This is a genomic window from Pedobacter sp. NJ-S-72, assembly GCF_053890575.1.
Map to the genome: position 1 here is coordinate 4,515,258 of NZ_CM132681.1, position 23,961 is coordinate 4,539,218.

The window sequence follows — 23,961 nt, forward strand, 5'->3', positions numbered from 1 at the left end:
AAGTTATTGATAAACTTTATATTTGGAAATTATATATGGATAATGAACCATCCATTTAAAAGCATAAAAGATGAAAGAAATTAGCGTAGAAGAACTGAAACAAAAAATAGATAACAAGGAAGATTTTCAACTGATTGATGTAAGAGAAACTTTCGAATATGATACCTCAAACCTGAACGGTGAAAATATCCCTTTAGGAGGAATTCTGATTGAAGTGGATAAAATTGCTACTGATAAACCAGTAATTATGCAATGCAGAAGCGGTAAACGCAGTGCCGCGGCAGTAATGCAGTTAGAGCAGCTTCACGGTTTTACAAACCTTTATAATTTAAAAGGTGGTATTCTTGCGTGGCAGGCGGCATTTGATCCTAGCATGCCAGTTTACTAAGATGAAGAAGAAAATTGCATTAAATACATTTTATACCATAGGTATAGTAATCTCTGTAATCGGTCTGAAATGGGCTTTCCAGAATGCTAATTATCCAATTGCCGGATTATTAATCGCTACAGGTTTATTTTTCATTTACCTGAAGATCAATATTGTCAAAGAAGTAAGAGCTGGTATAAAAGAAAAAGAAAATAGCCTGAATTCTTCCGTTAAGGATGAAACAAATTAGGAGAAAGACCTTTCAGCCCTAAACCTGGAAGGTCTTTTAGCACATATCTGCCATCTTTAAATTCAGGTTGGTCAAATGGGTTGTTCTTAGTCAGGAAAGGCCCATCCAAATCTGCCCAGTCACATAAAGGAGCGAGTGCCAGTCCGGCCAGAGTAGCTACAGAAGTTTCACTCATGCAGCCAATCATTACCTTCATTCCATAAGAGCGGGCTTTTAAAATCATCTGGTGTGCTTCATAGATCCCACCGCTTTTCATCAGTTTGACATTGATGCCATGATATGCACCCCTGATCAAATCGATATCTGATAACCTTTGTACAGCCTCGTCTGCAAGAATAGGAATTGGACTGCGGCCGGTTAACCAGGCATTGCCATCCATATTTTTTTTGTCCATAGGCTGTTCAATCAACACTACTCCCTGATCATATAGCCAGTAAATCAGATCTATAGCCATTTTTCTGTCTGTCCAACCCTGATTAGCATCTACATATAGCGGTAAATTACTCACACTTCTAATCGCGGTGATCAGTTCTTTATCATTCGCTGATCCTAATTTGACCTTGAGCACTTTAAAATTTTTAGCCCCGGCTACTTTTTCTTTAATAATTTCCGGTGTGTCAATACCTATGGTATAAGATGTAACAGGCATCTTCGCAGGATCTGCTTTATAGATCTCAAAACATGGTTTTTGTAAAATCTCTTTCCATTTATATCATTCAGGGCGATGTCAATCGCAGCCTTTATAGCTGGATTACCAACGTCAATAGTATTCAAATAGTTAATTACTTCACCAAAGTCAAATGGATGCTTAAAACGTGTCCAGTTTACTTTTTTAAGAAATGCTTCTGCTGAATCATAACTCTCACCCAAATAGGGAACCATAGAGGCTTCGCCATATCCTTCAATATTTTCATAAGTCAATTTCAGTAATAGTAAAGGAGTGCTTGTTCTGGTAAATCCGGCAATAGAAAATGGGTGTTTAAGTTCCAGGTTAAAAGAAATATGAACTGCTTGCATGTGTTTTAAAAGCTTTTGGTAATATCAAAGTTAAAAAATGGGCGCCTCACCGAATGTAAAAATAATATCCCTAATATTGCGCTTAATATGAGTAACACAATCTATCAGCCGTTTAAAAACTTCGACTTTAAATTCAAAAACTGCTTTTTGAGCGGAGATACTTTTGATGCACCTATATCATACAGACAGATATATTACCTGCATGGTTGTTAGAAGTAGCTAATTTTAGCGGCGATGAGCAGATTAAGTTACTGGATGAGTCTATCAGATCCTACAATACGCTAAAAGTACCTGTTAGTGAAGAGGTGCTACTCAATTTTATCGGCCCGCTGGAGGATAAAATAGCAGCTGCTTTTGCGGAAGGATTTACCAGAGTTTCCAAATTGGATGAGCTGGATTTGTTTAAATGGGTTGGCAAATTTCTATATAGTCTGATTTATATTGAAATGAATGCAGCTGTTCGTTTACAGCAATTAAGTGATGATGGTCTGAATATGTCACAGGGCCTGATGCATAAATTCGGGAATTTGCAGACAATGATCCAGGGTATTTACCGGAGTGTTGTGCTGGAAGATTTTACACCATGGTCTTTCGTGATTGTACCGTTAGAGCAGAACGATATTCCTTTCAGCTTCAGAGATGAAATCAATACACTTACTTTCTCTTTAAAACTAAAGATTTTTGGTATCATAGCCTGTTTACAGGATAATGGAACCAATAAAAGATATCACCAGGAGATTCTTGATCAGATTGGCGATGGAAAAGTAACAGACCAGCAATTTGAAGAATTATGCGGACGTTTCTTTTATTCTGCTTATTTGTTCAATCGCTTACCGGAGTATACGATTATGCCGGTCGAAGGAGCTATCTATATTGATGCGATGCCTTTAAGAGGAACTACTAATAAACCCTTATTTGACGCCTGGCAGCATAAAGTTTATGCCCAGGTTTTAGAAACTTTCTGGAAACCATGGGGAAACCTGCTGATGGAAATCAGAAAAGATCCGACAGCACCAACAAGTTATTTCGATCCACCGTCTTTACCGTCTACAGACTAACCTCCGAAACGGGCGGTAATTGCAGCTATAAAATGTGGTACGATACCTGGAACTACTAATATCGTGATGATTATGCCTGTGATCGCACCGAATAAATGCGCATCATGGTTAATGTTATCTCTGGAGAGCTTTTTGACATATAATAAGAGTATACCAGGTATAATACACCAAATAAAGCTGCCCAGATAGGAATTGGTAAAGGGAAGATCATTAATGTATTCAGCGGATAGAATAAAATATAACTGAATAGTACGGCCGAAATTGCCCCGGAAGCACCAAGACTATGATAATGATAATCATCTTTATGTTTGATTACAGAAGGAATATCACTTAAAATTAATCCTATAAAATAGATCAGTCCGAATCTCAGGCTTCCTACCGTAGCTTCCAGGGAGAAAGCAAAGAAAAAAAAGTAAACATGTTGAATGCCAGGTGCATCCAGCTTCCGTGAATCAGTCCGCTGGTTAATAAGGTATAGACATTACTTCTACGGTATACACTGTAAGGATGAAGCATGAATTTCCCGTAAAGTGAGTTATCATTAAAGGCATAGATACTCGTAACCAGTGTGAAAATAAAAATCAGAGAGGCAACAGGGGTGTTTATAAGGTATTCCATCATATTGTATCGAATCGGATTTAATAATTATTGCAATCTAGCAATTGGATAGCGTAAATGTGTTTTTTCGTAATAATTTGAATTCTTATATACAAATTCAAGCTGTGCCGATGGGTTTTGAGCAAATGTACTATCACTTATTTTTTTTTGATTCAGTTTAGCTTTAAGATCGGGGTTATCTTTAATAAACCGGCTGCGGTGTCTTCAAATACATAAGGAGAATAATGCTCTTTCTGATCAAGGATAGAATCGAAAAAATTCCAGTTAAAGAAAGAGTCCGTCGCCTGTGGTTCCAGTGTTTCCATGATATATCTGTTTTGTGGCTGATCTACATAAACCAGGTAATCACCTTTGTAGAAATTTAAAGTCTGCTTTTTTGTGCTGAGCTCAACACTGTTATGAATGTAATGGCCTTCGTAAGGTCTGGATGAAGTTTTATAGTCGGCGATATAATAAACATCTACAGCAAGTTCTTTATCCTCTTTTAGCTCCTGTAGTTTACACCGTTTAGTTTTAACAAGTCAATTACCTTATCCCATCCCTTTGGAATTACATAAGCGAGAGGTTTCTGTACCGTAAGTTGCGGCTCAAATTTGTTCCAGTACTTAATGTTTTTGGTATAGGGTTCATTTCTGTCATAATAGAGCCTGTCTGCGCCACTCACAGCACTAGGTTTATACTTAGCTGCAAATCCTTTAAAAGAAAGAAGTTCATGTGTAGTTTCATTCAGTTTCCAGCTCAAAGGAAATTCTTTTTGATTCGCAGTAGCTTCATCAGCCTTGCGTTTATTTTCCCCGATAATTTTCGCATCTCTGCTGATCAGATCAATATAGGTTTGTAGCAATTGATAGGTAGATTCTACTCTCTTTTGATAAGCTTTCAGCATATGTGTCTCTGGCATGAAACCAATGGTATTATGTAATGCAGCATAACCGGTTGAGTAACGGGGAGTTTCCAGAAATCCAGTAATTCCCGCATCCGGAGTGTTTTCTACGGAGTTGATGATGTATGGAATTAGTTCGAACCCCTTTTTCTTCATCTCTGTATATAAAGCAGGAACCATTGTATCTGTCAGATAATCGGCGAGAATAGGATTTAACTTGTCTTTTTGCGTTGGGATAAGTGTCATTGTATATTGATAGTCCGCACCGTTGCTGGTGTGGGTATCTACAAAAATTTCTGGTTGCCAGATATTGAATATCTCCTGAAAAGCTGCTGAGTTTTTAGAATCAGTTTTAATGAAATCTCTGTTGAGGTCATAATTTTTACTGTTCCCTCTAAAGCCATAAGCTTCGGGGCCATTCTGGTTTGCCCTTGAGGTGCTGCTACGATTAAATGCCCCATCTATATTATAAACCGGAATAATACAGATGATCACATTATCTGGTAAATGATTGTCTTTTAATAAGTCTCTGGCCAGCATCATTGAAGCATCTATACCTTCGGGTTCGCCAGGATGAATGCCGTTATTTATTAATAATATTCTTTGATTATTTTTCCTGATTTCAACGGGGTCAAAGACCTTGTTTCTGGATAAGACAAGCAGATGAAGTGGTTTCCCAAAATCTGTAGTTCCATAGGAAAGAAGTTTTGCCTGTGGAGATGCTTTGGCCAGCAGTTTGTAAAAATCAATGGCCTCCTGGTAAGTCGCTGTCTGATTCTTACTACTTAACTCGTAAGGTGTTTTTTGTGCAAATGTTTCCATCGTTAATGTAAGGATTAAAAACAGTAAAGAATGTTTCATTGTAGCATATTTATAATCGGGTTAATCACCTTGTAAGGTTAAAATCACCGGAATGTTTTTTTATACAGGCCCATTTTTCCGAAGTTGTATTTAACCCCTATCGAATAAAAAGTATAAATGTCGGGGCTACCGGATCTATGACGCTGCATGGAGTCGTCATAGCCATCAAGACCTTCCCCAAGAGTTACATTACCCTGGCAGTTAATGTTCAGAACATATCTGTAAAAACCATCGTGATCCGGGAAAAAGAAATTTATTTCCAAGGTTCAGCGGGAAGAAAATATCCTTTGAGGTGTCCTCTCCCGGGTAATAAATGTCCGGATCAGTGAGATTGCGGCGGTTTATTCCTTTCATCTTGTTTTGAATAACCCCTATGCCGCTGCCTAAATACAGGCCTCTGAGTTTGTTGGAAAAGCTGTTATAGTTAAAATCTATAATCTGGCCCAAAGATATTTTGCCATTAACGGATATTGCCTGATACGAATTGATGAATTGACGGTTATATGGATCAGTATTGATATTTCCTCCATTGATTTCTCCTTTTTGGAATTCCAGGCCAAGACTTACATAAGGTGTAAATAAATAATCAAGTGTACCATATCCAGCCAGCCCGAAGTCATGTTTCCTGACATCTGCAAAAGACTGTGTGACACCGGCGCCAGCACCAATAGAAAGTTTGTAGAAATTTGACTGTGCAAAAGACTGTAACGTTAATGCTAATAAAATGGTAGAAATAAGTATCCTTTTCAAGTTATGCTGATTGTTTATAGATAAAATATCATCTTTGGTTACCTTTACTTTTTTAAAATTATGCTAAAATATCATAACACAGGTAATTCTTTGCAAAATAGATTTACTGAATACGTAAAAATAGACACACAGTCTGATCCTGAGTCCGCAAGTGTTCCTTCAACTGAAAAACAGAAGAACCTTGGAAAGGTCCTGGTTGCTCAATTATTGGAGATGGGGATAACCGATGCGCACCTGGATGAATATGGATATGTATACGCGACTATTCCTTCAAATACAACTAAAAACGTTCCTGTAATTTGCTTCTGCTCACATATGGATACTTCTCCGGATTGCAGTGGTTACGGCGTTAAGCCTATTATCCATACCAATTACCAGGGACAGGATCTTGTCCTTCCTGATGATCACTCCGTAGTACTGAGAATGAGTGAACACAAAGATCTGAAAGATCAGATTGGAAATGATATTATTACTGCCAGCGGTACAACTTTGCTGGGTGCAGATAATAAGCTGGTTTAGCTGAAATTATGGAGGCAGCAGCTTTCCTGATGCAGAACCCGGCACATAAACATGGTAAAATAAGAATTCTTTTTACCCCTGACGAAGAAATTGGCAGAGGAGTAGATAAAGCAGATCTGGAAAAACTAGGTGCTGATTTCGCTTATACTATAGATGGAGAAACCTGTGGTTCTATCGAGGATGAAACTTTTTCTGCAGATGGAGCTGTCTTAACCATACATGGTATTAGTTCTCATCCTGGTTTTGCAAGAGGCAAGATGGAAAGCGCTATTAAGATTCTGAGTGATATTATCAGTGCTTTACCAAAAGATAAGCTGACACCAGAAGCGACATCGAAAAAAGAAGGGTTCTTGCACCCGGTTACTATGCAGGGAAATGTAGAACAGGCAGAAGCACATTTTATTATTCGTGATTTTGATGATGCTTTACTGGCCGAACATGGTCGTACTTTAGAAACTATTGTTAAAAAAGTTATAGCTGCATATCCAAGTGTGCTACTTACGAGCTGAAAATTAAAGAGCAGTACCGTAATATGAAAAAGGTACTGGATCTGCATCCGCAAGTTTTAGAATATGGTGTTTTGGCTATTGAACGTGTAGGTATTCCGGTGAAAAGACAAAGTATCAGAGGTGGAACTGACGGTTCAAGATTGTCGCTGATGGGCTTACCTTGTCCAAATGTTTTTGCAGGAGAACACGCATTCCATGGTAAACAGGAATGGGCTTCGGTACAGGACATGGAAAAAGCTGTTGAAACCATTATAAATATTGCACTGATCTGGGAAGAAAAGAGCAACTAAACTATTTCAGATACATTGCTGCTAAAAGCTCGTAAGAACGCAGCCGGTCTTCGAAACTCTCTGTGATTGTTACGGCCATCAGCTCGTTTACCTTGTAATCAGCCAGCAATGTATCTATTTTTACCTTCAATACATCCGGGGTTCCGATTAACATTCTTTGCCTGTTATGGGCTATTCTTTCCTGTTCGGCAGCAGCATTATAACTGACCTGTTTAATGTCATCATAACCAATGGGAAATAGCTTTCCCCCCTTTTCCAGCTGGAGATATCTGTAATCCATTACTGCCTGCTGACGAAATATCACTTCCTCATTTTCCGAGCAAAAAATACCCACGCCCACATTTACCTCAGGTACAGATCTGTCAATTGAAGGCTGGAATCGATCGCGATAAAGCTGAACAGACTCTGGTCCGCCTTTCGGGTTAATAAAATGTGCAAATGACATCCCCATCCCAAAATGTGCTGCGAATAATCCACTTTGTCCACTGGAGCTTAATAACCACATCGGTGGCACGGTTAAGGCCTGTGGAATTGCAATAATTCTTTCTTGTATAGTACCCGGTTCTGCGGTGTCATGCAGGTAATTCCTCAGCTCGTTCAGTTGCTCTAAAAAATCTTGTTCTTTCCATTGATTGGAAGGATTAAGCACACTCGCGGTAATTCTGTCTGTCCCAGGTGCCCTGCCTAACCCAAGATCAATCAATCCTTCCTGGAAAAAAAAAGTACCTCGAGCATGCGGAAATTTTCAGCTATTCTTAATGCGCTGTGATTAGGAAGCATTACGCCTCCTGAGCCTAACTTTATATTTTTAGTTACTCCTGCCAGATGTGCGATCAGGATTTCTGGTGTAGAGCCAGCAAGTGCAGTAGTATTATGATGTTCAGAAACCCAGAAACGGGTATAGCCAAGATTGTCTGCAAGTTTTGCAAGTTCAACGGTTTCCTGTATTGCTTGCTGTGCGGAAACGCCTTTTCTGACCGGTGATTGGTCAAGGATACTTAAACGGATAGGGTTAGTGCTCATATTGACAAATTGTACTACAAAAATACAATGTCTGTATTCCGCAAATGAGTTTCTGAATTATTGTGACTTCCAGATTATTGAGTTACTCTCATTTCTGCAAGATACTGGTCCTGGCCGTCATCGAAAAGTAAATGACATTCCCATCCGCATTCCTTAGCAATTAGCAATTTTTTTTAGGAGCTGGGGGTCCCATATAAAGCCAGTTAAACCATTCGCCTTTCTGTTCTCTATACTCATATTGATAGGCTATTTCCCCGAGATATTTATCAGCAGGTTTTTCCATATCTTCATAGAGGTAAGAAATATCAGAAGTATCAAATAATAATTGCCCGTCTTCGTTTAATAATGATTTTGCATGATTGAGAAATGTCTTGAAGCCTTCGATTGTACCTGTTAGTCCGATCCCGTTCATCAGGAATAGTAAAGTATCAAACTTTTCCCCCTGATAACTGAAAACGTCTCCTTCTACGGCATTTTTCACGCCTCTTGTTTTCATGATTTCAACTGCGATTGGAGAGATGTCAAGTGCAATCACGTCAAAGCCGCGTTCTTGCAGGATAAGTGCATGACTGCCTGCTCCTCCGCCAACATCCAGGACTCTGCCTTCACAAAGATCCATTGCTTCCAGTTCTATGTCCGGCATTTCTTCTTCTGTACGGAAAAAGATGTCAACAGGCATCTCCTCCGGTTCATCATCATAAGAATTATGCAGCATTAATGTTGCTGCGGTACCATTAGTAAACTGATCTTGTAAAGCAATTCCGAAAACGTCCATCGGGGCAAAGATATCAAATTATTTTTTTTTTTTTGAAGTATGGCATCACCTTCTTCGTGCCCTGGTTTGTTTTTGTATTCCAGTCTTGTTTTAGGTAAGCTTTCCGGGTAGTTCTCTCTGACGAAAGCTATCATTTCTTCCCGGATGTAACAGCGGAGGTCAAATGCCTGTGAAGAATTCCGTGCGCTCATTAAAAAGCGAACTTCTACTACCGATTCTTTATTATCTGTTAGCTGGACGACATTAACTCTCTTGTCCCATAAAGGATGGGTAGTAAGTAATCTTGTTAATTCATCTCTTAACGGTGGGATAGGGATGGTATAATCAAGATATAGGAAAACAGTACCTAATAGCTGAGCAGATACTCTTGTCCAGTTCTGAAAGGGCTTTTCAATAAAATACGTAATAGGTAAGATCAACCTGCGCTGGTCCCAGATGTTTATCACCACATAGGTTAATGTAATTTCTTCTACCCGGCCCCATTCTCCTTCAACAATTAAGACATCGTCAATTCGGATAGGCTGAGTAAAAGCAATCTGAAAACCCGCGAGCAGGTTCCCTAGTGACTTTTGAGCTGCGAAACCAATAATAATACCGCCAATACCTACCCCTGTCAGCAAACCTGTGCCAATTTTACGCATACTCTCAAAGCTTAGCAGGATAATAGCAACGGTAACCACGATAATCAGCGAGACTACAAATTTCCGGATAAACTGTAGCTGTGTTCTGATTTTCCTTTCTTTAAGGTTATCCTCTTTATTAAGATCATATTTATGATAAAAGTAATCCTCAAATACTTTTATGATCCGGATAAGGATTAAAGCAAATGTGACCGTCAGGCATATTTCTATTATCCTGCTCAACTGAGTTATGATGGGTTTGTCCATGACCATAAAACCCATTGATATATTAAGCAGTAGTAATGGAATGGAATAAAGATGCCAACCGGGCCATTAAGATGTTTAATAATGGATTGAATCTCAAAGGTAGCCCAGAATCTGGCGAAAAATTTAAAGATTTGCCGAATGATTACAGTGAGTATAATCCCCAGCAAACAGCTACAAACAGCTATAATTATATTTTGAAGGAATTGTGGAACCTCGTATCCAAAAAAATCATTTATGTATTCCATACTGGTTTAGCCTCGCAGTCAAACACCTGGTGATATTCAGGAATAGCCACATGTTTAAATCCATGGTCATTCAGTCGTTTCGCAAAATGCTGTTGTACCGGGTATTCCCCATGTACAAGGAAAAGCTGTTTCACCAATGATGGGTCCTGAGAAGAAAGGAATTGTAGTAAGTCTTCGTAATCCCCGTGTGCACTCATAGACTGGATAGAAAGTATCTCGGCGACTACTTCAATATTTTGTCTGAACAAATATACTGTTTTATCTCCTGCCAGCAGTCTGCCTGCCAATGAACCAGGAGAGAGGCATAACCAACCATTAAAATGGTGTTTTTACGATCTCCGATAGTATTATTGATGTGGTGTCTTACTCTTCCTCCTTCGGCCATGCCGGATGAAGAAATAATTACGCAAGGTCTGTGGTCGTTATTGAGTGCTTTAGATTCCTCTACGCTTTCAATGAATTTCAGCCCTTTGAAGCTAAATGGATCTTCATCTATTTTCATTACTTCCTTAACCCCGTTGTTATAAACTTCGGGATGATTCTTTAAAACCTGTGTAGCCTGAGCAGATAAAGGACTGTCTACGTAGAAAGGAACATCCGGTAATTGATGTTTAAGCTCAAGGTTATTTAAAGCATATAATAATTCCTGGGTTCTTCCTACACTAAATGCAGGAATAACTACTTTACCTTTTTTATCTATACAAGTATGCTGAATAATTTTAAGCAGCATGCTTTCGATTGGTTCAATATCTTTATGTAATGAATCACCATAAGTAGACTCCATGATAATATAAACTGCCTGCCTGTGAAAAGGTTTGCGGGCTTTTCAGTAAAAGATCCCCGTATCTGCCCACGTCTCCGCTAAAAGTAACCCGTGTAGATTCACTATCTTCTTTGATGTTAAGGTGTACTGCTGCACTGCCTACAATATGTCCTGCGTCGGTGAAGCATACAGATACTTCCGGGCAGATATTAAATTCTTTACCGTAATCAACAACTTTGAACTGACTTAATGCTGTGACCACATCGTCATCTGTATATAAAGGTTCTTCGGCTTCTTCTCCCTGCTTTTTTTTTTTTATTTGCATATTCAGCATCCTGCATCTGAATTTTTGCAGAATCCATTAAAAGGATTCTTGCCAGATCCATTGTTGCCGGTGTACAAAATATGTTTCCCGTAAAACCTTCTGCGACCAAACGGGGCAGCAGGCCGCAATGATCAATATGAGCATGCGAAAGAATCATGAAGGTAACTTTTGAAGGTTCAAACCCGAAATAACTATTGAGTTTTTCTGTCGCTTCTCCCATGCCCTGAAACATGCCGCAATCCAGTAGTATTTGAGTGTTGTTTTTTAAAGTAATCAGGTGTTTACTACCGGTAACGGCGCGTGCTGCACCATGGAAAGCGATTTTCATCAGATGTTATATTAGGTATAATAGTAATAATGGCACTGGTATTTACCGGTGCCATTTATAAAATCAAAAGAGCCTTAAGCTCTTACTTTTGCAATTTTGTCTTTTACAGTATCAGTAACATCTGATATCTTGTCTTTAGAAGCATCCAGTAAATCGCAGAACCAATCTGTTACTTTATCTTTTAAGTCATCACTTTTGTCTGAAGATAAGATTAAAGCTACCGCAGCACCTAAGGCAGCTCCTGCCAATATACCTGCAACTATTTTCGTTTCTTTTGTCATAATAATTGTCTTTTTGTAATAGTGTAACAATATGCGAATAAAAAGGTTCTGATAAACTGTTAATTTTACATAATAAACGTGGTTTTTGAAAAAACAGATATATGCTTTAAACTTTATCCTATCTGAACCTAATTTTTGCAGTCCTTTATTTTTTGGCCTATTTACTGAATGGTAATCGCTGGGTTGTTTTTGGGCTGCTGATTGTCATCGTTTTTAACTGGCTGATTTTGCGCGGCATGGAAACCCTGCAAATAAAATGGTCAGTTTTTCAATGGCTGGCAGGAGTTATAACTTTATTATTTGCTTCCTATATGGGATATAGTGCAGTTTTGTTATTAATTGATACCAGTCGATATAATTACTATCCCACAGAAACGATCTTATTAATCAGCTCGGGTCTTTTATTCTCTTTTACTATCTTTTTACAGCTTTTAATAAGCTTGTATAAAAAAATAGATAAAAAATGTGAGTAACTATTTGAAAATTACACATATTAATCTATCTTTGCAGTCCCTAAATCCTAGGGGAAAAAAATAATTGTTTAACAAATTAAATACAAGCAAGTGAATACGTTAAGTTACAAAACTGTCTCTGCCAATGCTAAAACTGTTAACAAACAGTGGGTTGTTGTTGATGCACAAGGCGAGATTTTGGGGCGCTTGTCATCGAAGATCGCAATGATCATCCGTGGTAAAAACAAGCCTGAGTACACCCCACACGTAGACTGCGGCGATAATGTGATCGTTATCAATGCGGACAAGATTAAGTTGACCGGAAATAAAATGAACGACAAACAGTACGTTTCATATACTGGATATCCAGGTGGTCAGCGTTTCATCTCTCCAAAAGAGTTATTGGCGAAACATCCTACACGTGTAGTAGAAAAAGCAGTTCGTGGTATGTTACCTAAAACAAAATTAGGTGCGAAATTATACACAAACCTTTTTGTTTATGCAGGTACTGAGCATCCTCATGCAGCACAATCACCAAAAACCATTACACTTTAATTAAAGGAAGAAAGAAATGTCAGTTACTAACACTTCAGGAAGAAGAAAAACTGCTGTTGCGCGAATCTACATGAAAGAGGGCAACGGTACAATTACGTAAACAGTAAAGATCACAAAGTATATTTCCCTACATTACCTTTACAATATATTGTAAACCAAAGTTTTGAAGTTTCAGAACTTATCGGTCAATATGACGTAAAAGTAAACGTAGCAGGAGGTGGTATTAAAGGCCAGGCAGAAGCTGTTCGTTTAGCTATCGCTAAAGCTATTGTTGAAATAGATGCTGAGAAAAAACCGGCATTACGTGCTAAAGGGTTAATGACCCGTGATATGCGTATGGTTGAACGTAAGAAACCAGGTCGCAAGAAAGCTCGTAAAAAGTTCCAATTCAGTAAACGTTAATCTCAAGGAGGACAAAGACAATGGCAAGAACAACATATCAAGACTTATTGGATGCAGGTGTACACTTTGGTCACCTTACCCGCAAATGGAATCCAAAAATGGCACCATATATTTTTATGGAACGCAATGGGATTCACATTATAGATTTAAACAAAACTTTAACTAAAACTGAAGAAGCTGCTTCGGCGATCAAACAGATCGTAAAATCAGGTCGTAAGATCTTATTTGTAGCGACTAAGAAACAAGCTAAAGAAATCGTTGCTGATCAAGCAAAAAAAAGTAAACATGCCTTTCGTAACTGAGCGTTGGTTAGGTGGTATGTTAACTAACTTTCAAACTGTACGTAAGTCAATCAAAAAGATGTCTAACATCGATAAAATGACTAAAGACGGTACTTACTCTATTCTTTCTAAGAAAGAGCGTTTGATGATCCAGCGTGAGCGTATTAAATTAGAAAGCTTATTAGGTGGTATCGCGGATTTAAACCGTTTACCGGCTGCTATCTTTTTAATTGACGTTAAAAAAGAGCATATCGCTGTTAGTGAGGCGTTGAAATTAAACATTCCAACTTTCGCAATGGTTGATACTAACTCTGATCCTTCTAACATCGATTTCCCTATTCCAGCGAATGATGATGCAACTAAATCTATCTCTTTAATTACTGATGTTATCATCAAAGCAATTGAAGAAGGTTTAGATGAGCGTAAACGTGAAAAAGATGATGAAGCTGAAAAAGAAGCTGTAGCTGCTAAAACTGCTGCTGATGCTCCTGAAACTGCTGCACCTGGCGCAAGAAGAGCAAGAAAAGAAAATGCTGATACCGAAGAAGGTACAAGCGAAGCATAAATAATATATTTTTGGGTTGTATGTTGTGCGTTGCGGGTTATTACTTACAACATACAATGTACAACCCATAATTTTTTAGATAAAAACTTAAAAAGAAAATAAAATGTCAGTACAAATTTCTGCAGCAGATGTAAACAAATTACGCCAACAAACCGGTGCCGGTATGATGGATTGCAAAAAAGCATTAATAGAGGCCAATGGCGATTTCGAAGCTGCGGTTGATTACTTACGTAAAAAAGGAGCTAAAGTTGCAGCAAGTCGTCAGGATCGTGATTCTAACGAAGGTGTTGTAATTGCAAAAGCTACAGCTGACGGAAAACGTGGTGTTGTAGTTGAATTAAACTGCGAAACAGATTTCGTAGCTAAAAATGCTGATTTCATCGCTTTAGCAAATAAATTCACTGATTTAGCAGTTGAGAAAAACCCAGCTACATTAGAAGAATTATTAGCTCTTGAAGTTGATGGTCAGAAAGTTTCTGATATCATCGTTGAAAATACTGGTAAAATCGGAGAGAAAATTGGTATCTCTAAATTTGAAACAGTATCAGGCGAAAAAGTTGTTCCTTACATCCACAGTAACTACCGTTTAGGTGTTTTGGTTGCTTTAAACCAAGTTGTTGCTGGTGCTGACGAAGCTGGAAAAGATGTAGCTATGCAAATTGCTGCAATGAACCCGGTTGCTTTAGATAAAGCAGATGTAGATACACACACTATCGAACGTGAAATGGAAATTGCTAAAGAGCAAATCCGTGCAGAAGGTAAACCAGAAGAAATGGTTGAGAAAATTGCTGCTGGTAAACTGAACAAGTTCTACAAAGACAGTACTTTATTAAACCAGGAATTCGTTAAGGATTCTTCTTCTAAAGATGTTCGTAAATTTTTAAATGACACAGCTAACGGTTTAACTGTTACTGCATTTAAACGTGTTCAATTAGGATCATAGTTCCTTCATGATAAATTAAAAGGTCCCTTATTTTAAGGGACTTTTTTTTTGGCCTTATTTTTTGCCCATATTTAGGAATTGTTTAGAAATTTATCGGATTAGCCTCTTTTAATTATTAAAATCAAGACATGATAGCAATCAAGAATTCCAGATTTTTTAAAGACAAGCAACTGATCACCGATGCGACTGTTTTAATCGCAGATGGGTTGATCAAAGAAATTACTCATGATGTTATTCCTGCAGGATATGAAATTGTAGATGGTCAGGGAAGTTATCTTTCTCCAGGGTTTATTGACCTGCAAATATATGGCAGTGGTGGTAATTTATTTTCGGCATACCCTACTGTGGAGACATTGAAACAGATGGATGATGATCTGATCATTAAAGGAACAACGGGTTTTCTTGCTGCCTGGCAACAAATACTCTTGAAATATTTAAGGAAGCCATAGAAGCTGCTAAGGCATATATGCCGCATGCCCGTGCATTTTTAGGTTTGCATCTGGAAGGCCCGTATTTAAATCCTGAAAGATTAGGAGCACATCCGCTTGAATATGTTCATAAAGCAACTCTTGAAGAAGTAAAATGGTTATTAGAAGGTTCAGAAGGTGTGGTTAAAATGATGACTATAGCTCACGAATTACAAGATGAGGAAGTAATCAATTATTTACTGGATCAGGGAGTAGTCTTGTCTCTTGGACATAGCAATGCCAATTTTGAACAGGCAAATCATGCTTTTAGCAGCGGTTTTACGACCACTACACATTTATACAATGCAATGCCTTCTATTCATCATAGAAATCCAAACTTACCAGCAGCAGTTTTTAATCATCCTGTTGCTATGGCCAGTATTATTGCAGATGGTGCCCATGTCGATCTGGAAATTGTTAAGATGACTTATAAATTAATGCCTGAAAGATTATTTCTGATTACAGATGCCGTTACAGCCTGCACCATTGGCCCTTATAAGCATCAACTGGAAGGGACAAGGTATGTTACCCCTGAAGGGACAATTTCGGGTTCTAATATTACTTTACTGGATGCGGTGAATAATTGTGTTAAATATTGTGATGTACCTTTGCCCGCAGCCTTAAACATGGCTTCAGCTCATCCGGCTAGAGTTCTGAAAATAGATACTCAATATGGACAGATAGCCGTAGGAAAAGCAGCGGATTTATTATTAATAACGGATCAATTGACCTTACAAAACGTTTTTGTGGCTGGTTTGAGAAACGTTTAAATATTTCAGCTTAATAATTAAAACAAATAGTTATTTTTTGGAGTCATGAAGTATAAAAGGATCCTACTCAAGTTAAGCGGAGAGTCGCTAATGGGCGAAAAGCAATATGGTATTGATAATGACCGCGTTAAACAGTACGCAGAAGATATTAAAGCTGTTCACGCACAGGGCCTGGAAATTGCTATAGTTATAGGTGGTGGTAATATTTTCAGAGGTTTGAGCGCAGAGAAATCTGGTATGGATCGTGCACAGGCTGATTATATGGGAATGTTAGCTACTGTAATTAACAGTATGGCTTTGCAGGATGCACTGGAAAAAGTAGGACTTAAAACAAGATTACTTACAGCAATTAAAATGGAGCAGATCTGTGAACCATTTATTCGCAGAAGAGCAGTAAGACACCTTGAAAAAGGGCGTGTAGTTATATTCGGTGCAGGTACCGGGAACCCTTACTTCACAACAGATTCGGCTGCAGCATTACGTGCAATTGAAATTAAAGCAGATGTAGTACTTAAAGGAACGCGTGTAGATGGTATCTATACTGCAGATCCGGAAAAAGATCCTTTGGCAACCCGTTATAATGAAATCACTTTCAAAGAAGTTTACTCAAAAGGATTAAACGTTATGGACATGACCGCTTTCACACTTTGCGAAGAAAATGAGCTTCCTATTATTATTGTTTTCGATATGAACAAGACAGGAAACTTTATGAAAATTGCTCAGGGCGAAGAGATTGGAACACTGGTAAAAGGCTAGATTTAATACAAATATATTTTTTGATAAAAAGCACAAATTATGAACGACCTCATAAAGAAACAATTACAAGATGCTCAGGCAACAATGGACAAGGCAATTGCTCATTGTGAAACTGAATTGACTAAAATACGTGCGGGTAAAGCGTCAGCAGGTATGCTGGACGGAATTATGGTTGACTATTATGGTAGTGCAACTGGTTTAAGCCAGGTGGCAAGTATCACGACCCCTGATGCACGTACTATTCTTGTTCAGCCTTGGGAAAAAAAATATGTTAGTCCCTATTGAACGTGCAATTATGGAAGCTAACATTGGTATCAATCCACAGAATGATGGTATTGTTATTCGGTTGGTAGTTCCACCTCTTACTGAAGAACGTAGAAAGGACCTGGTAAAAAAGGTTAAAGAAGAAGCAGAACGTGGTCGTATCACTATTCGTAACATTCGTAAAGATGCGAATGAGAAAATCAAAAAGCTGAAAGGTGAGAGCGTTTCAGATGATGAAATCAAAACTGGTGAAGGTGAAGTACAGAAAATGACTGATCTTTATATTGTGAAGGTGGATAAACACGCTGAAGCAAAAGAGAAAGATGTAATGACTGTATAAGTCTGAACAACACAAATATAATTTGAGAGTAATTAAAAGGGAATGTGGCTTTTGCTATATTCCCTTTGTTTATTTTTTTGTCCTCTATTTTTTCTCCATGAACTTATTAGTACAATACCTTAAAAATTATAAATGGATAGTTTGTCTGGCTCTTGTCCTGGCTGCCATTAACATAGGTTTTTCTTTGCTTGACCCTTATATTACAGGACGTATTGTAGATCGGTTCATCGAGAAGAAAGATGTCCTGAGCAGGGATCAGTTTGTCTGGGGTGTCCTGGGATTGATCGGATTAGGTGTTGGGGCTGCTATGGTATCCCTATAGCTAAGAATTTTCAGGATTATTTTACCAGTATTATTGTTCAGAAAGTAGGTGCACAGATGTATGCTGACGGTCTGAAACACTCTCTTGAATTACCTTACCAGGTTTTTGAAGATCAGCGTAGCGGAGAAACATTGGGCATCCTTCAGAAAGTGAGACTGGACAGTGAAAAGTTCATTACTTCTTTCATCAGTATTTTATTTGTCAGCCTGATTGGGATGGTCTTCGTGATTGTTTATTCCGTGACCGTAAGCTATAAAGTAACAGTCATTTATTTCCTGGCTATTCCAGTGATTAGTTTTGTCAGCTGGTTTCTGAGCAGAAAGATTAAGGTTATTCAGCGTAATATTGTTGCTGAAACTACCGCATTAGCTGGTTCAACAACTGAATCGTTAAGAAATATTGAACTGGTAAAGAGTTTAGGACTTGCCAATCAGGAAATTGACCGCCTGAATAAAACCACATACAAAATTCTCGGACTGGAACTTAGAAAAGTTAATATGTAAGGAGTATGAGTTTTGTACAAGGAACTACAGTTAATCTGGTCAGAAGTATCATGGTCGTAGTGCTGCTGATCCTTATTTTTGAAAATACAATTTCTGCCGGACAGTATTTCTCTTTCCTGTTTTACTCATTTTTCCTTTTTGGCCCTTTGCAGGAATTAGGTAATGTGATTTTATCCTGGAGAGAGGCGGAGGTTTCCCTTGGTAATTTCAAAAAAATCCTCAGTACCCCTATTGATCAAAAACCTTTAAATCCTAAGGTGCTTAATAAAATTGAATCACTAGAGTTTTCAGGATTAAGTTTCAGACATCTGACCGGTAAAACAAATGCCCTGACTGAGATTAGTTTTAAAGCCAATGATGGAGAAACTATCGCTTTTGTAGGGCCGTCGGGTTCAGGTAAAACAACTCTGGTCAAACTTTTAGTCGGGCTTTATCAGCCAGAAGTTGGAGAAGTATTGTATAACGGTATTACCAGTAAGAGAGAGATTGATCTGATCAGTTAAGGGAGAAAATTGGTTTCGTGACTCAGGATACGCAATTGTTTTCTGGTACAATCAGAGAGAACCTTCAATTTGTTCGTCCGGGAGCAACTGATGAAGAATGTTTACGTGTTATGGAACAGGCAGCTTGTCAGACACTTTTAGCACGTGCAGATAAAGGACTGGATACAGTGATTGGTGAGGGGGGAGTGAAAGTATCCGGAGGAGAGAAGCAAAGGCTGTCAATTGCCAGAGCGTTATTACGCAGACCGGACATCCTTGTTTTTGATGAGGCAACATCTTCACTGGACTCTTTGACTGAGGAAGAGATTACAGCAACTATCAGAGAGGTTTCAGAATTTACGAATCATATTACGATATTAATAGCACACCGGTTATCCACTATCCGTCATGCAGACCGGATATATGTGCTTGAAAAAGGGCATATTATCGAGCAGGGAAAGCATGCTGACCTTTTGGAAGAGAAAGGACTGTATTATGCCATGTGGAGACAGCAGGCAGGTAGAGAGAAAGATAAGTATTAGATAGTTTCTTCGTGAATATCCTGTAAAGTAAGGCCAAGCAGGCTTTTGGTTTTGGTATAAGTGATACCGGCTATAATAATAGTCATGCATCCGCCAAAAAAAAACTACTGCGGGAACTGTTCTCATTAATTTTGCTGTAAGGCCGGATTCAAATGCACCGATTTCATTAGAGGAGCCTATAAACATACTGTTTACTGCTGAAACCCTGCCGCGCATTCTGTCTGGGGTCAGTAATTGCATGATTGTAGACCTTATAAGGACGCTCACGCTGTCAAACGCACCTTCCATAAATAGGAAGACTAAGGTTAAATAGAAGTTCTTAGAAAGACCGTAGCAGATAATACTGGTGCCAAAGCCAACTACAGCTACTAAAAGGTTTCTCCATGGTTTGTTCATCGGAGAGATCCTGGTCATTACCAGCATAGTTAATACGGCACCTCCTGATGCTGCAGCACGCATAAAACCAAGGCCTTCAGAACTACATTTAAAATATCATTCGCAAATACAGGCAATAAAGCAACTGCACCACCAAAAAATACAGAGAACAAGTCTAAGCTCATTGCGCCCAGCATCATTTTACTCTTGAATACAAACTGTACACCCTCAGTAAGACTTTTCATAATGCTTTCTTTAGGAATATACTTTGGCGGATGTGATTTTAGAAAAAATACACAAACTAAAGCAATGAAAATAAAAAGGATAATGACCATATAAGTAATCGTGATCCCATAAAAGCCATAAATTAATCCGCCAACTGCGGGACCCAGAATAGAAGCTGTCATATAAGACGAGCTGTTCCAGGTACTGGAGTTCGGATAAAGTTCTCTTGGAATGGTCATAGCCATCAAAGAAGATGTAGCAGGGCTGAAAAATCCTCTGGCTATACCTATCCCAAAGACCATACAGTACATAATGGGTACAATATAGCTTTCCGGTACATAAGGCCGCATTTGATGTGAAGTAGAAATCAGCATAACCAGTGTGAACAGATAAATACGCCCAGAAATATTTTGAGCAGTAACCCTCTTTTTTCAGACTTATCGGCCACATAACCTCCATAAAGTGCAATACCAATTGCAGGAAGTGCTTCGCAAAGACCAACCAGGCCTAATGCAAGCGGGTCTTTTGTCAGGTGGTAAATGTGAAAGCCGATAATTACAGCTTGCATCTGATAGGCAAACGTAAAAAAGAAACGCATACCAAGGAAAGATCTGAACTCCCTGTAACGCAGGGCTGCATAAGGATCTTGTTTGTCTACAATTGTGGGACTGTCCAAAAGAATTTGATTTGGAACAAATGTATATTATAAGAAAGTATTTTTGAAATGTAATGTCAAATATGACAGAATCATATTTGACATACGTAATTATTTTACAAGATCGTAGAAATCCTGATAGGCATGTTTCATATTTTCAGCCTGATTAATTGCGGAAGAAGCAGCAATTCCAAATATGCCAGTTTCCATCAATGCTTCAACATCAGTTAGTTTAACCCCACCAACAGCTAACACCGGCAGGTTAATCTCTTTTTCTTTGAGTGCAGAAGCAATTTTTGCGTAACCCTCCAAACCTAACCACGGCGCGTTATTAGGTTTGGTATCGGTATGGCTAAACGGCCCGCAGCCAGCATAATCAGCACCTTCGTCAGCTATTCTGATTAATCCTTCGAGTGTATTTGAAGAACCTCCTATAGTGATGTCTTCACCTAATTGCTCACGTAAAGCTTTAAAATCAGCATCCATATCCTCTATGTGAAAACCTTGTATATCTGCTTTTCTGTTCAGATGAATATGATTGGTCACGATCAATGTAGCTCCCCAGTCATCACAAATCTCTGCTATAGCATGAATATCTTTTAAAAGGGCTTCATCATCTTTAGTCAGACAACGATACTGTACCCATTTTGCTCCTGCTTCACAAGCAATCTGTGCTTGTTCTATGTGAGTTAAAGTATCAATATCGTGTGTGATAAACTGAAGCTTCTCAATGAATTTTTTCATTAGTATATATTGTTATAAAGGCTTTCTAATTAAAATTTTCTAAAGTTAAATCTTAAAACTTAACATTCAGGGATAATAATAAGTTAGTTCCTGCTTGTGGAAAATAGTAATTGCTAGTTGTACGTTTACCATCACCATAAGAAGCATAGGTAGCGCCATTGGACTCATACTTTTTATTCAGGATATTATTTGCCAGTAAACCAATATTCATGTTTTTTACACCTTTAAAACTGAAGTCATAGCCTAAACGGATATTGTTTACCCAATAGCCATTCAGTTTCCTGCCTTCATTTTGTGTATTATCCAGGTATTGCTTACTCACATATTTACTTTGTAAAGCAATAGCGAAACTGCTAAATGGTTTATAAACCAATTCTCCAAACAAGACCGCGTCTGGTGAGAATGATATATCCGTATTCGGGTAGTTAAACAGAACTTCTTGCTTCGTATCACCATCTTTAAGCACCTCAGTGAAGTTCTTGATTTTATTTTTACTCAATGCAGCATTTGCATTGATCAGAAAATAACGGCTTAATGTGTAAGATCCATCAAATTCTACCCCTATTCTGGAGCTGTTAGGGACGTTTTGACGAATAGGTGCGCCTACATCACTTAACTTGCCGGTTACTACAAGCTGGTCTTTGTAGAACATACCATAAACGTTCAGGCCAGCGCTATAACTGGCATCTTTGATACGATATCCTGCTTCTACATTATATAGACGCTCGGGATGAGGAACTGTTCCTACATTGGCATTTACATAATCATCACGGTTACCTTCTTTATTTCCAACACTCAGAGAAGCATAGATATTACTTTTTGGATCTACAAAATAGGATGCGCCAATTTTTGGATTGAAGAAATTAAGCTTGTCATGGATATTTAGCGGTAACAGATCATTGTCCTTACCAGTAATATCGTAGTTCAATCTTCTATATTGTAAATCTGCAAATAAGTTAAGTTTTTCAATAGGGCTATAGAGACTTTTGCATAGATATTGAAATCGTTTTTATTTCCATCTCCATCATAATAATGGTCAGTATTATTCAGGTTTGAAGAAACCTGTGACCAGTTGATCTGGCCATAATGTTTACCGCGATATTGGTTATACGCGCCGCCAACCGTGAAATTTAATTTAGAAGAGGCTTTGTAATTGAAACTATAAGTTGCCCCATAAAAATTATTGTTCAACCAGCGTCTTCTGACAAGATCTGTCGTTAATACCGGTGCTCCGTTGATGATTGGATTTGGTAATCCATAGTCTGCAAACAGTTGTCCGGGTTGAAATTCTTCATAATAACCTCTTCCATAGGTATAGTGCAATGCACCATTAAAAGAAAACTTATCATTTAACTGTTTCGCATACAATACCTGATAATGATCCTGCCAGTAATTATCATTCTGATCTTTGTATAAGAAGGAATTATATTTTCTGCTATCAGAATTTAATAAGTTTGCCGCGTCGGCTTCATTGAGACCATTTTCGGCAATATAATTTTTAATCGCCGGCACATCACCTCTTAGTTTGAATTCCGGGATACCATTCCATGATTGGTAAGTTTTTTCTGAACCAGAAAAGACATTGATACGTAACAGATCCGTTTTTCCATGATAAGCACCAGATAAGAAATAAGATTTCAATAAGGATGCACCACGGTCTATAAAGCCATCTGATTGTATGCGGGATAAACGGCCATCAAAACTGAATTTATTATCGATCAGTCCTGTTCCGATTTTTACTGTATTTTTTAGTGTGTTGAAAGAACCGTACGTACTGTTGATTTCTGCATAAGGCTCTAAACCAGGGGCAGAAGTCTGGATGTTTAAGCTTCCGCCAAATGCGCCTGCACCATTAGTTGATGTTCCGACACCACGCTGAATTTGAATGCTCTCTACAGAAGAGGCAAAATCCGGCATATTAACCCAGAATGCACCCTGACTTTCAGCATCATTTAATGGAATTCCATTTACGGTGATATTAATCCTTGCTGCATCACTTCCTCTGATCCGGATACCTGTATAACCGACACCAGTACCTGCGTCAGAAGTCACTACTACGCCCGGTGTATTGTTAAGGATAAAAGGTAAATCCTGTCCAAAATTGTTAGTCTCAATATCAGACTTACTCAGGTTTTTATAAGTTGTACCTGATTTTTCAGTGGCTCTTGTGGCCATGACAATAACTTCGTCGGCAAGATAAGCAGATGACTCCATAGCGAAATCAATACGCTGATCTCCATTAAGCTCTATAGTTTTATGCTGTGTTTCATAGCCGAGAAAACTTACAGTCAGGACATATTTACCTGCTTTGATGTTTTTTAGCTGATATTCTCCGCGGGTGTTACTACTTGTGCTGCTTATATTTTTTAAGCTGATACTTGCTCCGGGTAAGCTGTTATGATTGGTTTTTTCGGAAACAGATCCCGAAATCGTGAATTGCGCTTTGGCAAACACAGGTAAAAGGAACACAGCTATAACTGCGATCGATCAATAATTTTTTCAATTTGCTACTGTTTTTTAGTAAAACCTGTTGTAAATAGGGCGAATACAACATAATTAAACTCCATAA

The 23,961-nt window shown here is 38.4% G+C and carries 31 protein-coding genes and 5 pseudogenes; 16 read left to right on the forward strand and 20 right to left on the reverse strand.

What is annotated here, in order from left to right:
• Positions 1 to 70 precede the first annotated feature (70 nt).
• Both ACWYN3_RS29865 and ACWYN3_RS29870 read left to right on the forward strand, forming a co-directional pair.
• Positions 71 to 388, forward strand: coding sequence for a rhodanese-like domain-containing protein (locus ACWYN3_RS29865; protein ID WP_456217565.1), 318 nt, complete (start codon positions 71 to 73; stop codon positions 386 to 388).
• 1 nt (position 389) lies between these two features.
• Positions 390 to 617, forward strand: a complete 228-nt coding sequence (locus tag ACWYN3_RS29870; RefSeq protein WP_184661276.1) for a DUF6358 family protein — start codon at positions 390 to 392, stop codon at positions 615 to 617.
• Here ACWYN3_RS29870 and ACWYN3_RS29875 read toward each other — a convergent pair.
• Complete coding sequence (locus tag ACWYN3_RS29875) at positions 598 to 1,266, reverse strand: enolase C-terminal domain-like protein (RefSeq protein ID WP_456217566.1); 669 nt, start codon at positions 1,264 to 1,266, stop codon at positions 598 to 600. The genes ACWYN3_RS29870 and ACWYN3_RS29875 overlap by 20 nt on opposite strands.
• Positions 1,242 to 1,634, reverse strand: a complete 393-nt coding sequence (locus ACWYN3_RS29880; protein WP_456217567.1) for a hypothetical protein — start codon at positions 1,632 to 1,634, stop codon at positions 1,242 to 1,244. Before ACWYN3_RS29880 ends, ACWYN3_RS29875 begins: the two co-directional genes overlap by 25 nt.
• Positions 1,635 to 1,840: 206 nt before the next feature.
• Here ACWYN3_RS29880 and ACWYN3_RS29885 point away from each other — a divergent pair, with 206 nt between their 5' ends.
• Entirely contained in the window at positions 1,841 to 2,692 is an 852-nt protein-coding gene (locus tag ACWYN3_RS29885) for a hypothetical protein (protein WP_456217568.1), read from the forward strand.
• Positions 2,693 to 2,762: 70 nt separating this feature from the next.
• Here the strand turns inward: ACWYN3_RS29885 and ACWYN3_RS29890 are convergent.
• The 4 genes and pseudogenes from ACWYN3_RS29890 to ACWYN3_RS29905 form a co-directional block, all read right to left on the reverse strand.
• Positions 2,763 to 3,313, reverse strand: a pseudogene (locus ACWYN3_RS29890) (rhomboid family intramembrane serine protease).
• A 149-nt stretch (positions 3,314 to 3,462) separates the two neighbouring features.
• A complete protein-coding gene (locus ACWYN3_RS29895) occupies positions 3,463 to 3,615 on the reverse strand; it encodes a hypothetical protein (protein WP_456217569.1) in 153 nt (50 codons plus the stop codon).
• A gap of 179 nt (positions 3,616 to 3,794) precedes the next feature.
• Positions 3,795 to 5,054 carry a M14 family metallopeptidase gene (locus ACWYN3_RS29900; RefSeq protein ID WP_456217570.1) on the reverse strand — a complete coding sequence of 420 codons (1,260 nt, stop codon included), beginning with the start codon at positions 5,052 to 5,054 and terminating at the stop codon, positions 3,795 to 3,797.
• A 201-nt stretch (positions 5,055 to 5,255) separates the two neighbouring features.
• The gene (locus ACWYN3_RS29905; RefSeq protein WP_456217571.1) at positions 5,256 to 5,804 is read right to left on the reverse strand and encodes an outer membrane beta-barrel protein; all 549 of its coding nucleotides are present in this window, start codon (positions 5,802 to 5,804) and stop codon (positions 5,256 to 5,258) included.
• A gap of 60 nt (positions 5,805 to 5,864) precedes the next feature.
• Between ACWYN3_RS29905 and pepT the strand changes: the two are divergent.
• Positions 5,865 to 7,122, forward strand: a pseudogene (gene pepT / locus ACWYN3_RS29910) (peptidase T).
• Position 7,123: 1 nt separating this feature from the next.
• Here pepT and ACWYN3_RS29915 read toward each other — a convergent pair.
• From ACWYN3_RS29915 to ACWYN3_RS29955, 9 genes are all read right to left on the reverse strand, one after another.
• On the reverse strand, positions 7,124 to 7,825 hold the full coding sequence (locus tag ACWYN3_RS29915) for an MsnO8 family LLM class oxidoreductase (protein ID WP_456217572.1): 702 nt from the start codon (positions 7,823 to 7,825) through the stop codon (positions 7,124 to 7,126).
• The gene (locus ACWYN3_RS29920; protein WP_456217573.1) at positions 7,822 to 8,145 is read right to left on the reverse strand and encodes an LLM class flavin-dependent oxidoreductase; all 324 of its coding nucleotides are present in this window, start codon (positions 8,143 to 8,145) and stop codon (positions 7,822 to 7,824) included. The genes ACWYN3_RS29915 and ACWYN3_RS29920 overlap by 4 nt, the downstream gene beginning before the upstream one ends.
• A gap of 160 nt (positions 8,146 to 8,305) precedes the next feature.
• Complete coding sequence (locus tag ACWYN3_RS29925; RefSeq protein ID WP_456217574.1) at positions 8,306 to 8,920, reverse strand: class I SAM-dependent methyltransferase; 615 nt, start codon at positions 8,918 to 8,920, stop codon at positions 8,306 to 8,308.
• Positions 8,860 to 9,822, reverse strand: a complete 963-nt coding sequence (locus tag ACWYN3_RS29930) for a mechanosensitive ion channel family protein (protein WP_456217575.1) — start codon at positions 9,820 to 9,822, stop codon at positions 8,860 to 8,862. The genes ACWYN3_RS29925 and ACWYN3_RS29930 overlap by 61 nt, the downstream gene beginning before the upstream one ends.
• Positions 9,823 to 10,039: 217 nt before the next feature.
• Positions 10,040 to 10,300 (reverse strand): MBL fold metallo-hydrolase RNA specificity domain-containing protein, encoded by a 261-nt coding sequence (locus ACWYN3_RS29935; protein WP_456217576.1) that lies wholly within the window; start codon positions 10,298 to 10,300, stop codon positions 10,040 to 10,042.
• On the reverse strand, positions 10,276 to 10,836 hold the full coding sequence (locus tag ACWYN3_RS29940) for a hypothetical protein (protein ID WP_456217577.1): 561 nt from the start codon (positions 10,834 to 10,836) through the stop codon (positions 10,276 to 10,278). The genes ACWYN3_RS29935 and ACWYN3_RS29940 overlap by 25 nt, the downstream gene beginning before the upstream one ends.
• Positions 10,817 to 11,140 carry a hypothetical protein gene (locus ACWYN3_RS29945; protein ID WP_456223344.1) on the reverse strand — a complete coding sequence of 108 codons (324 nt, stop codon included), beginning with the start codon at positions 11,138 to 11,140 and terminating at the stop codon, positions 10,817 to 10,819. Before ACWYN3_RS29945 ends, ACWYN3_RS29940 begins: the two co-directional genes overlap by 20 nt.
• Positions 11,082 to 11,468, reverse strand: a complete 387-nt coding sequence (locus ACWYN3_RS29950) for an MBL fold metallo-hydrolase (protein WP_456217578.1) — start codon at positions 11,466 to 11,468, stop codon at positions 11,082 to 11,084. The genes ACWYN3_RS29945 and ACWYN3_RS29950 overlap by 59 nt, the downstream gene beginning before the upstream one ends.
• 74 nt (positions 11,469 to 11,542) lie before the next feature.
• Positions 11,543 to 11,749: a YtxH domain-containing protein gene (locus ACWYN3_RS29955; protein WP_456217579.1), complete on the reverse strand. Its 207-nt coding sequence runs from the start codon at positions 11,747 to 11,749 to the stop codon at positions 11,543 to 11,545.
• 563 nt (positions 11,750 to 12,312) lie between these two features.
• Between ACWYN3_RS29955 and rplM the strand changes: the two genes are divergently transcribed.
• The 12 genes and pseudogenes from rplM to ACWYN3_RS30015 all read left to right on the forward strand — a co-directional run bounded on the left by rplM (position 12,313) and on the right by ACWYN3_RS30015 (position 19,393).
• A complete protein-coding gene (rplM, locus tag ACWYN3_RS29960) occupies positions 12,313 to 12,756 on the forward strand; it encodes a 50S ribosomal protein L13 (protein ID WP_068404336.1) in 444 nt (147 codons plus the stop codon).
• 16 nt (positions 12,757 to 12,772) lie between these two features.
• A pseudogene (gene rpsI, locus ACWYN3_RS29965) lies at positions 12,773 to 13,158 on the forward strand (30S ribosomal protein S9).
• A gap of 20 nt (positions 13,159 to 13,178) precedes the next feature.
• A pseudogene (gene rpsB / locus ACWYN3_RS29970) lies at positions 13,179 to 14,004 on the forward strand (30S ribosomal protein S2).
• A gap of 103 nt (positions 14,005 to 14,107) precedes the next feature.
• Positions 14,108 to 14,947: a translation elongation factor Ts gene (gene tsf / locus ACWYN3_RS29975; RefSeq protein ID WP_456217580.1), complete on the forward strand. Its 840-nt coding sequence runs from the start codon at positions 14,108 to 14,110 to the stop codon at positions 14,945 to 14,947.
• Between the two features lie 128 nt (positions 14,948 to 15,075).
• Positions 15,076 to 15,396: a hypothetical protein gene (locus ACWYN3_RS29980; RefSeq protein WP_456217581.1), complete on the forward strand. Its 321-nt coding sequence runs from the start codon at positions 15,076 to 15,078 to the stop codon at positions 15,394 to 15,396.
• Positions 15,393 to 16,184: an N-acetylglucosamine-6-phosphate deacetylase gene (gene nagA / locus ACWYN3_RS29985; RefSeq protein ID WP_456223199.1), complete on the forward strand. Its 792-nt coding sequence runs from the start codon at positions 15,393 to 15,395 to the stop codon at positions 16,182 to 16,184. The genes ACWYN3_RS29980 and nagA overlap by 4 nt, the downstream gene beginning before the upstream one ends.
• 45 nt (positions 16,185 to 16,229) lie before the next feature.
• A complete protein-coding gene (gene pyrH / locus ACWYN3_RS29990; RefSeq protein WP_456217582.1) occupies positions 16,230 to 16,940 on the forward strand; it encodes a UMP kinase in 711 nt (236 codons plus the stop codon).
• A 39-nt stretch (positions 16,941 to 16,979) separates the two neighbouring features.
• Positions 16,980 to 17,544 (forward strand): annotated as a pseudogene (gene frr / locus ACWYN3_RS29995) (ribosome recycling factor).
• A 97-nt stretch (positions 17,545 to 17,641) separates the two neighbouring features.
• Entirely contained in the window at positions 17,642 to 17,866 is a 225-nt protein-coding gene (locus ACWYN3_RS30000) for a hypothetical protein (protein WP_456217583.1), read from the forward strand.
• Between the two features lie 56 nt (positions 17,867 to 17,922).
• Positions 17,923 to 18,369 carry an ABC transporter transmembrane domain-containing protein gene (locus ACWYN3_RS30005; protein ID WP_456217584.1) on the forward strand — a complete coding sequence of 149 codons (447 nt, stop codon included), beginning with the start codon at positions 17,923 to 17,925 and terminating at the stop codon, positions 18,367 to 18,369.
• Between the two features lie 5 nt (positions 18,370 to 18,374).
• The gene (locus ACWYN3_RS30010) at positions 18,375 to 18,872 is read left to right on the forward strand and encodes an ATP-binding cassette domain-containing protein (RefSeq protein WP_456217585.1); all 498 of its coding nucleotides are present in this window, start codon (positions 18,375 to 18,377) and stop codon (positions 18,870 to 18,872) included.
• Between the two features lie 17 nt (positions 18,873 to 18,889).
• Complete coding sequence (locus tag ACWYN3_RS30015; RefSeq protein ID WP_456217586.1) at positions 18,890 to 19,393, forward strand: ATP-binding cassette domain-containing protein; 504 nt, start codon at positions 18,890 to 18,892, stop codon at positions 19,391 to 19,393.
• A 425-nt stretch (positions 19,394 to 19,818) separates the two neighbouring features.
• Here ACWYN3_RS30015 and ACWYN3_RS30020 read toward each other — a convergent pair whose 3' ends face one another.
• From ACWYN3_RS30020 to ACWYN3_RS30040, 5 genes are all read right to left on the reverse strand, one after another.
• Complete coding sequence (locus ACWYN3_RS30020; RefSeq protein ID WP_456217587.1) at positions 19,819 to 20,367, reverse strand: MFS transporter; 549 nt, start codon at positions 20,365 to 20,367, stop codon at positions 19,819 to 19,821.
• The gene (locus tag ACWYN3_RS30025; protein WP_456217588.1) at positions 20,361 to 20,669 is read right to left on the reverse strand and encodes a hypothetical protein; all 309 of its coding nucleotides are present in this window, start codon (positions 20,667 to 20,669) and stop codon (positions 20,361 to 20,363) included. The genes ACWYN3_RS30020 and ACWYN3_RS30025 overlap by 7 nt, the downstream gene beginning before the upstream one ends.
• Before the next feature lie 90 nt (positions 20,670 to 20,759).
• On the reverse strand, positions 20,760 to 21,392 hold the full coding sequence (locus tag ACWYN3_RS30030) for a thiamine phosphate synthase (RefSeq protein ID WP_456217589.1): 633 nt from the start codon (positions 21,390 to 21,392) through the stop codon (positions 20,760 to 20,762).
• Positions 21,393 to 21,444: 52 nt separating this feature from the next.
• A complete protein-coding gene (locus ACWYN3_RS30035; protein ID WP_456217590.1) occupies positions 21,445 to 22,320 on the reverse strand; it encodes a TonB-dependent receptor domain-containing protein in 876 nt (291 codons plus the stop codon).
• Positions 22,317 to 23,861 carry a carboxypeptidase-like regulatory domain-containing protein gene (locus ACWYN3_RS30040; RefSeq protein ID WP_456217591.1) on the reverse strand — a complete coding sequence of 515 codons (1,545 nt, stop codon included), beginning with the start codon at positions 23,859 to 23,861 and terminating at the stop codon, positions 22,317 to 22,319. The genes ACWYN3_RS30035 and ACWYN3_RS30040 overlap by 4 nt, the downstream gene beginning before the upstream one ends.
• Between the last annotated feature and the right edge of the window lie 100 nt (positions 23,862 to 23,961).

Bases quoted from the DNA above. Each gene is read 5' to 3' on its own strand.
- ACWYN3_RS29865 (WP_456217565.1), top strand. From the start codon at position 71: ATGAAAGAAATTAGCGTAGAAGAACTGAAACAAAAAATAGATAACAAG.
- ACWYN3_RS29870 (WP_184661276.1), top strand. From the start codon at position 390: ATGAAGAAGAAAATTGCATTAAATACATTTTATACCATAGGTATAGTA.
- ACWYN3_RS29875 (WP_456217566.1), bottom strand. From the start codon at position 1,266: ATGCCTGTTACATCTTATACCATAGGTATTGACACACCGGAAATTATT.
- ACWYN3_RS29880 (WP_456217567.1), bottom strand. From the start codon at position 1,634: ATGCAAGCAGTTCATATTTCTTTTAACCTGGAACTTAAACACCCATTT.
- ACWYN3_RS29895 (WP_456217569.1), bottom strand. From the start codon at position 3,615: ATGGAAACACTGGAACCACAGGCGACGGACTCTTTCTTTAACTGGAAT.
- ACWYN3_RS29900 (WP_456217570.1), bottom strand. From the start codon at position 5,054: ATGAAACATTCTTTACTGTTTTTAATCCTTACATTAACGATGGAAACA.
- ACWYN3_RS29920 (WP_456217573.1), bottom strand. From the start codon at position 8,145: ATGAGCACTAACCCTATCCGTTTAAGTATCCTTGACCAATCACCGGTC.
- ACWYN3_RS29925 (WP_456217574.1), bottom strand. From the start codon at position 8,920: ATGGACGTTTTCGGAATTGCTTTACAAGATCAGTTTACTAATGGTACC.
- ACWYN3_RS29930 (WP_456217575.1), bottom strand. From the start codon at position 9,822: ATGGGTTTTATGGTCATGGACAAACCCATCATAACTCAGTTGAGCAGG.
- ACWYN3_RS29940 (WP_456217577.1), bottom strand. From the start codon at position 10,836: ATGGAGTCTACTTATGGTGATTCATTACATAAAGATATTGAACCAATC.
- ACWYN3_RS29945 (WP_456223344.1), bottom strand. From the start codon at position 11,140: ATGCAAATAAAAAAAAAAAAGCAGGGAGAAGAAGCCGAAGAACCTTTA.
- ACWYN3_RS29950 (WP_456217578.1), bottom strand. From the start codon at position 11,468: ATGAAAATCGCTTTCCATGGTGCAGCACGCGCCGTTACCGGTAGTAAA.
- ACWYN3_RS29955 (WP_456217579.1), bottom strand. From the start codon at position 11,749: ATGACAAAAGAAACGAAAATAGTTGCAGGTATATTGGCAGGAGCTGCC.
- tsf (WP_456217580.1), top strand. From the start codon at position 14,108: ATGTCAGTACAAATTTCTGCAGCAGATGTAAACAAATTACGCCAACAA.
- ACWYN3_RS29980 (WP_456217581.1), top strand. From the start codon at position 15,076: ATGATAGCAATCAAGAATTCCAGATTTTTTAAAGACAAGCAACTGATC.
- pyrH (WP_456217582.1), top strand. From the start codon at position 16,230: ATGAAGTATAAAAGGATCCTACTCAAGTTAAGCGGAGAGTCGCTAATG.
- ACWYN3_RS30000 (WP_456217583.1), top strand. From the start codon at position 17,642: ATGAACTTATTAGTACAATACCTTAAAAATTATAAATGGATAGTTTGT.
- ACWYN3_RS30005 (WP_456217584.1), top strand. From the start codon at position 17,923: ATGTATGCTGACGGTCTGAAACACTCTCTTGAATTACCTTACCAGGTT.
- ACWYN3_RS30010 (WP_456217585.1), top strand. From the start codon at position 18,375: ATGAGTTTTGTACAAGGAACTACAGTTAATCTGGTCAGAAGTATCATG.
- ACWYN3_RS30020 (WP_456217587.1), bottom strand. From the start codon at position 20,367: ATGCTGATTTCTACTTCACATCAAATGCGGCCTTATGTACCGGAAAGC.
- ACWYN3_RS30030 (WP_456217589.1), bottom strand. From the start codon at position 21,392: ATGAAAAAATTCATTGAGAAGCTTCAGTTTATCACACACGATATTGAT.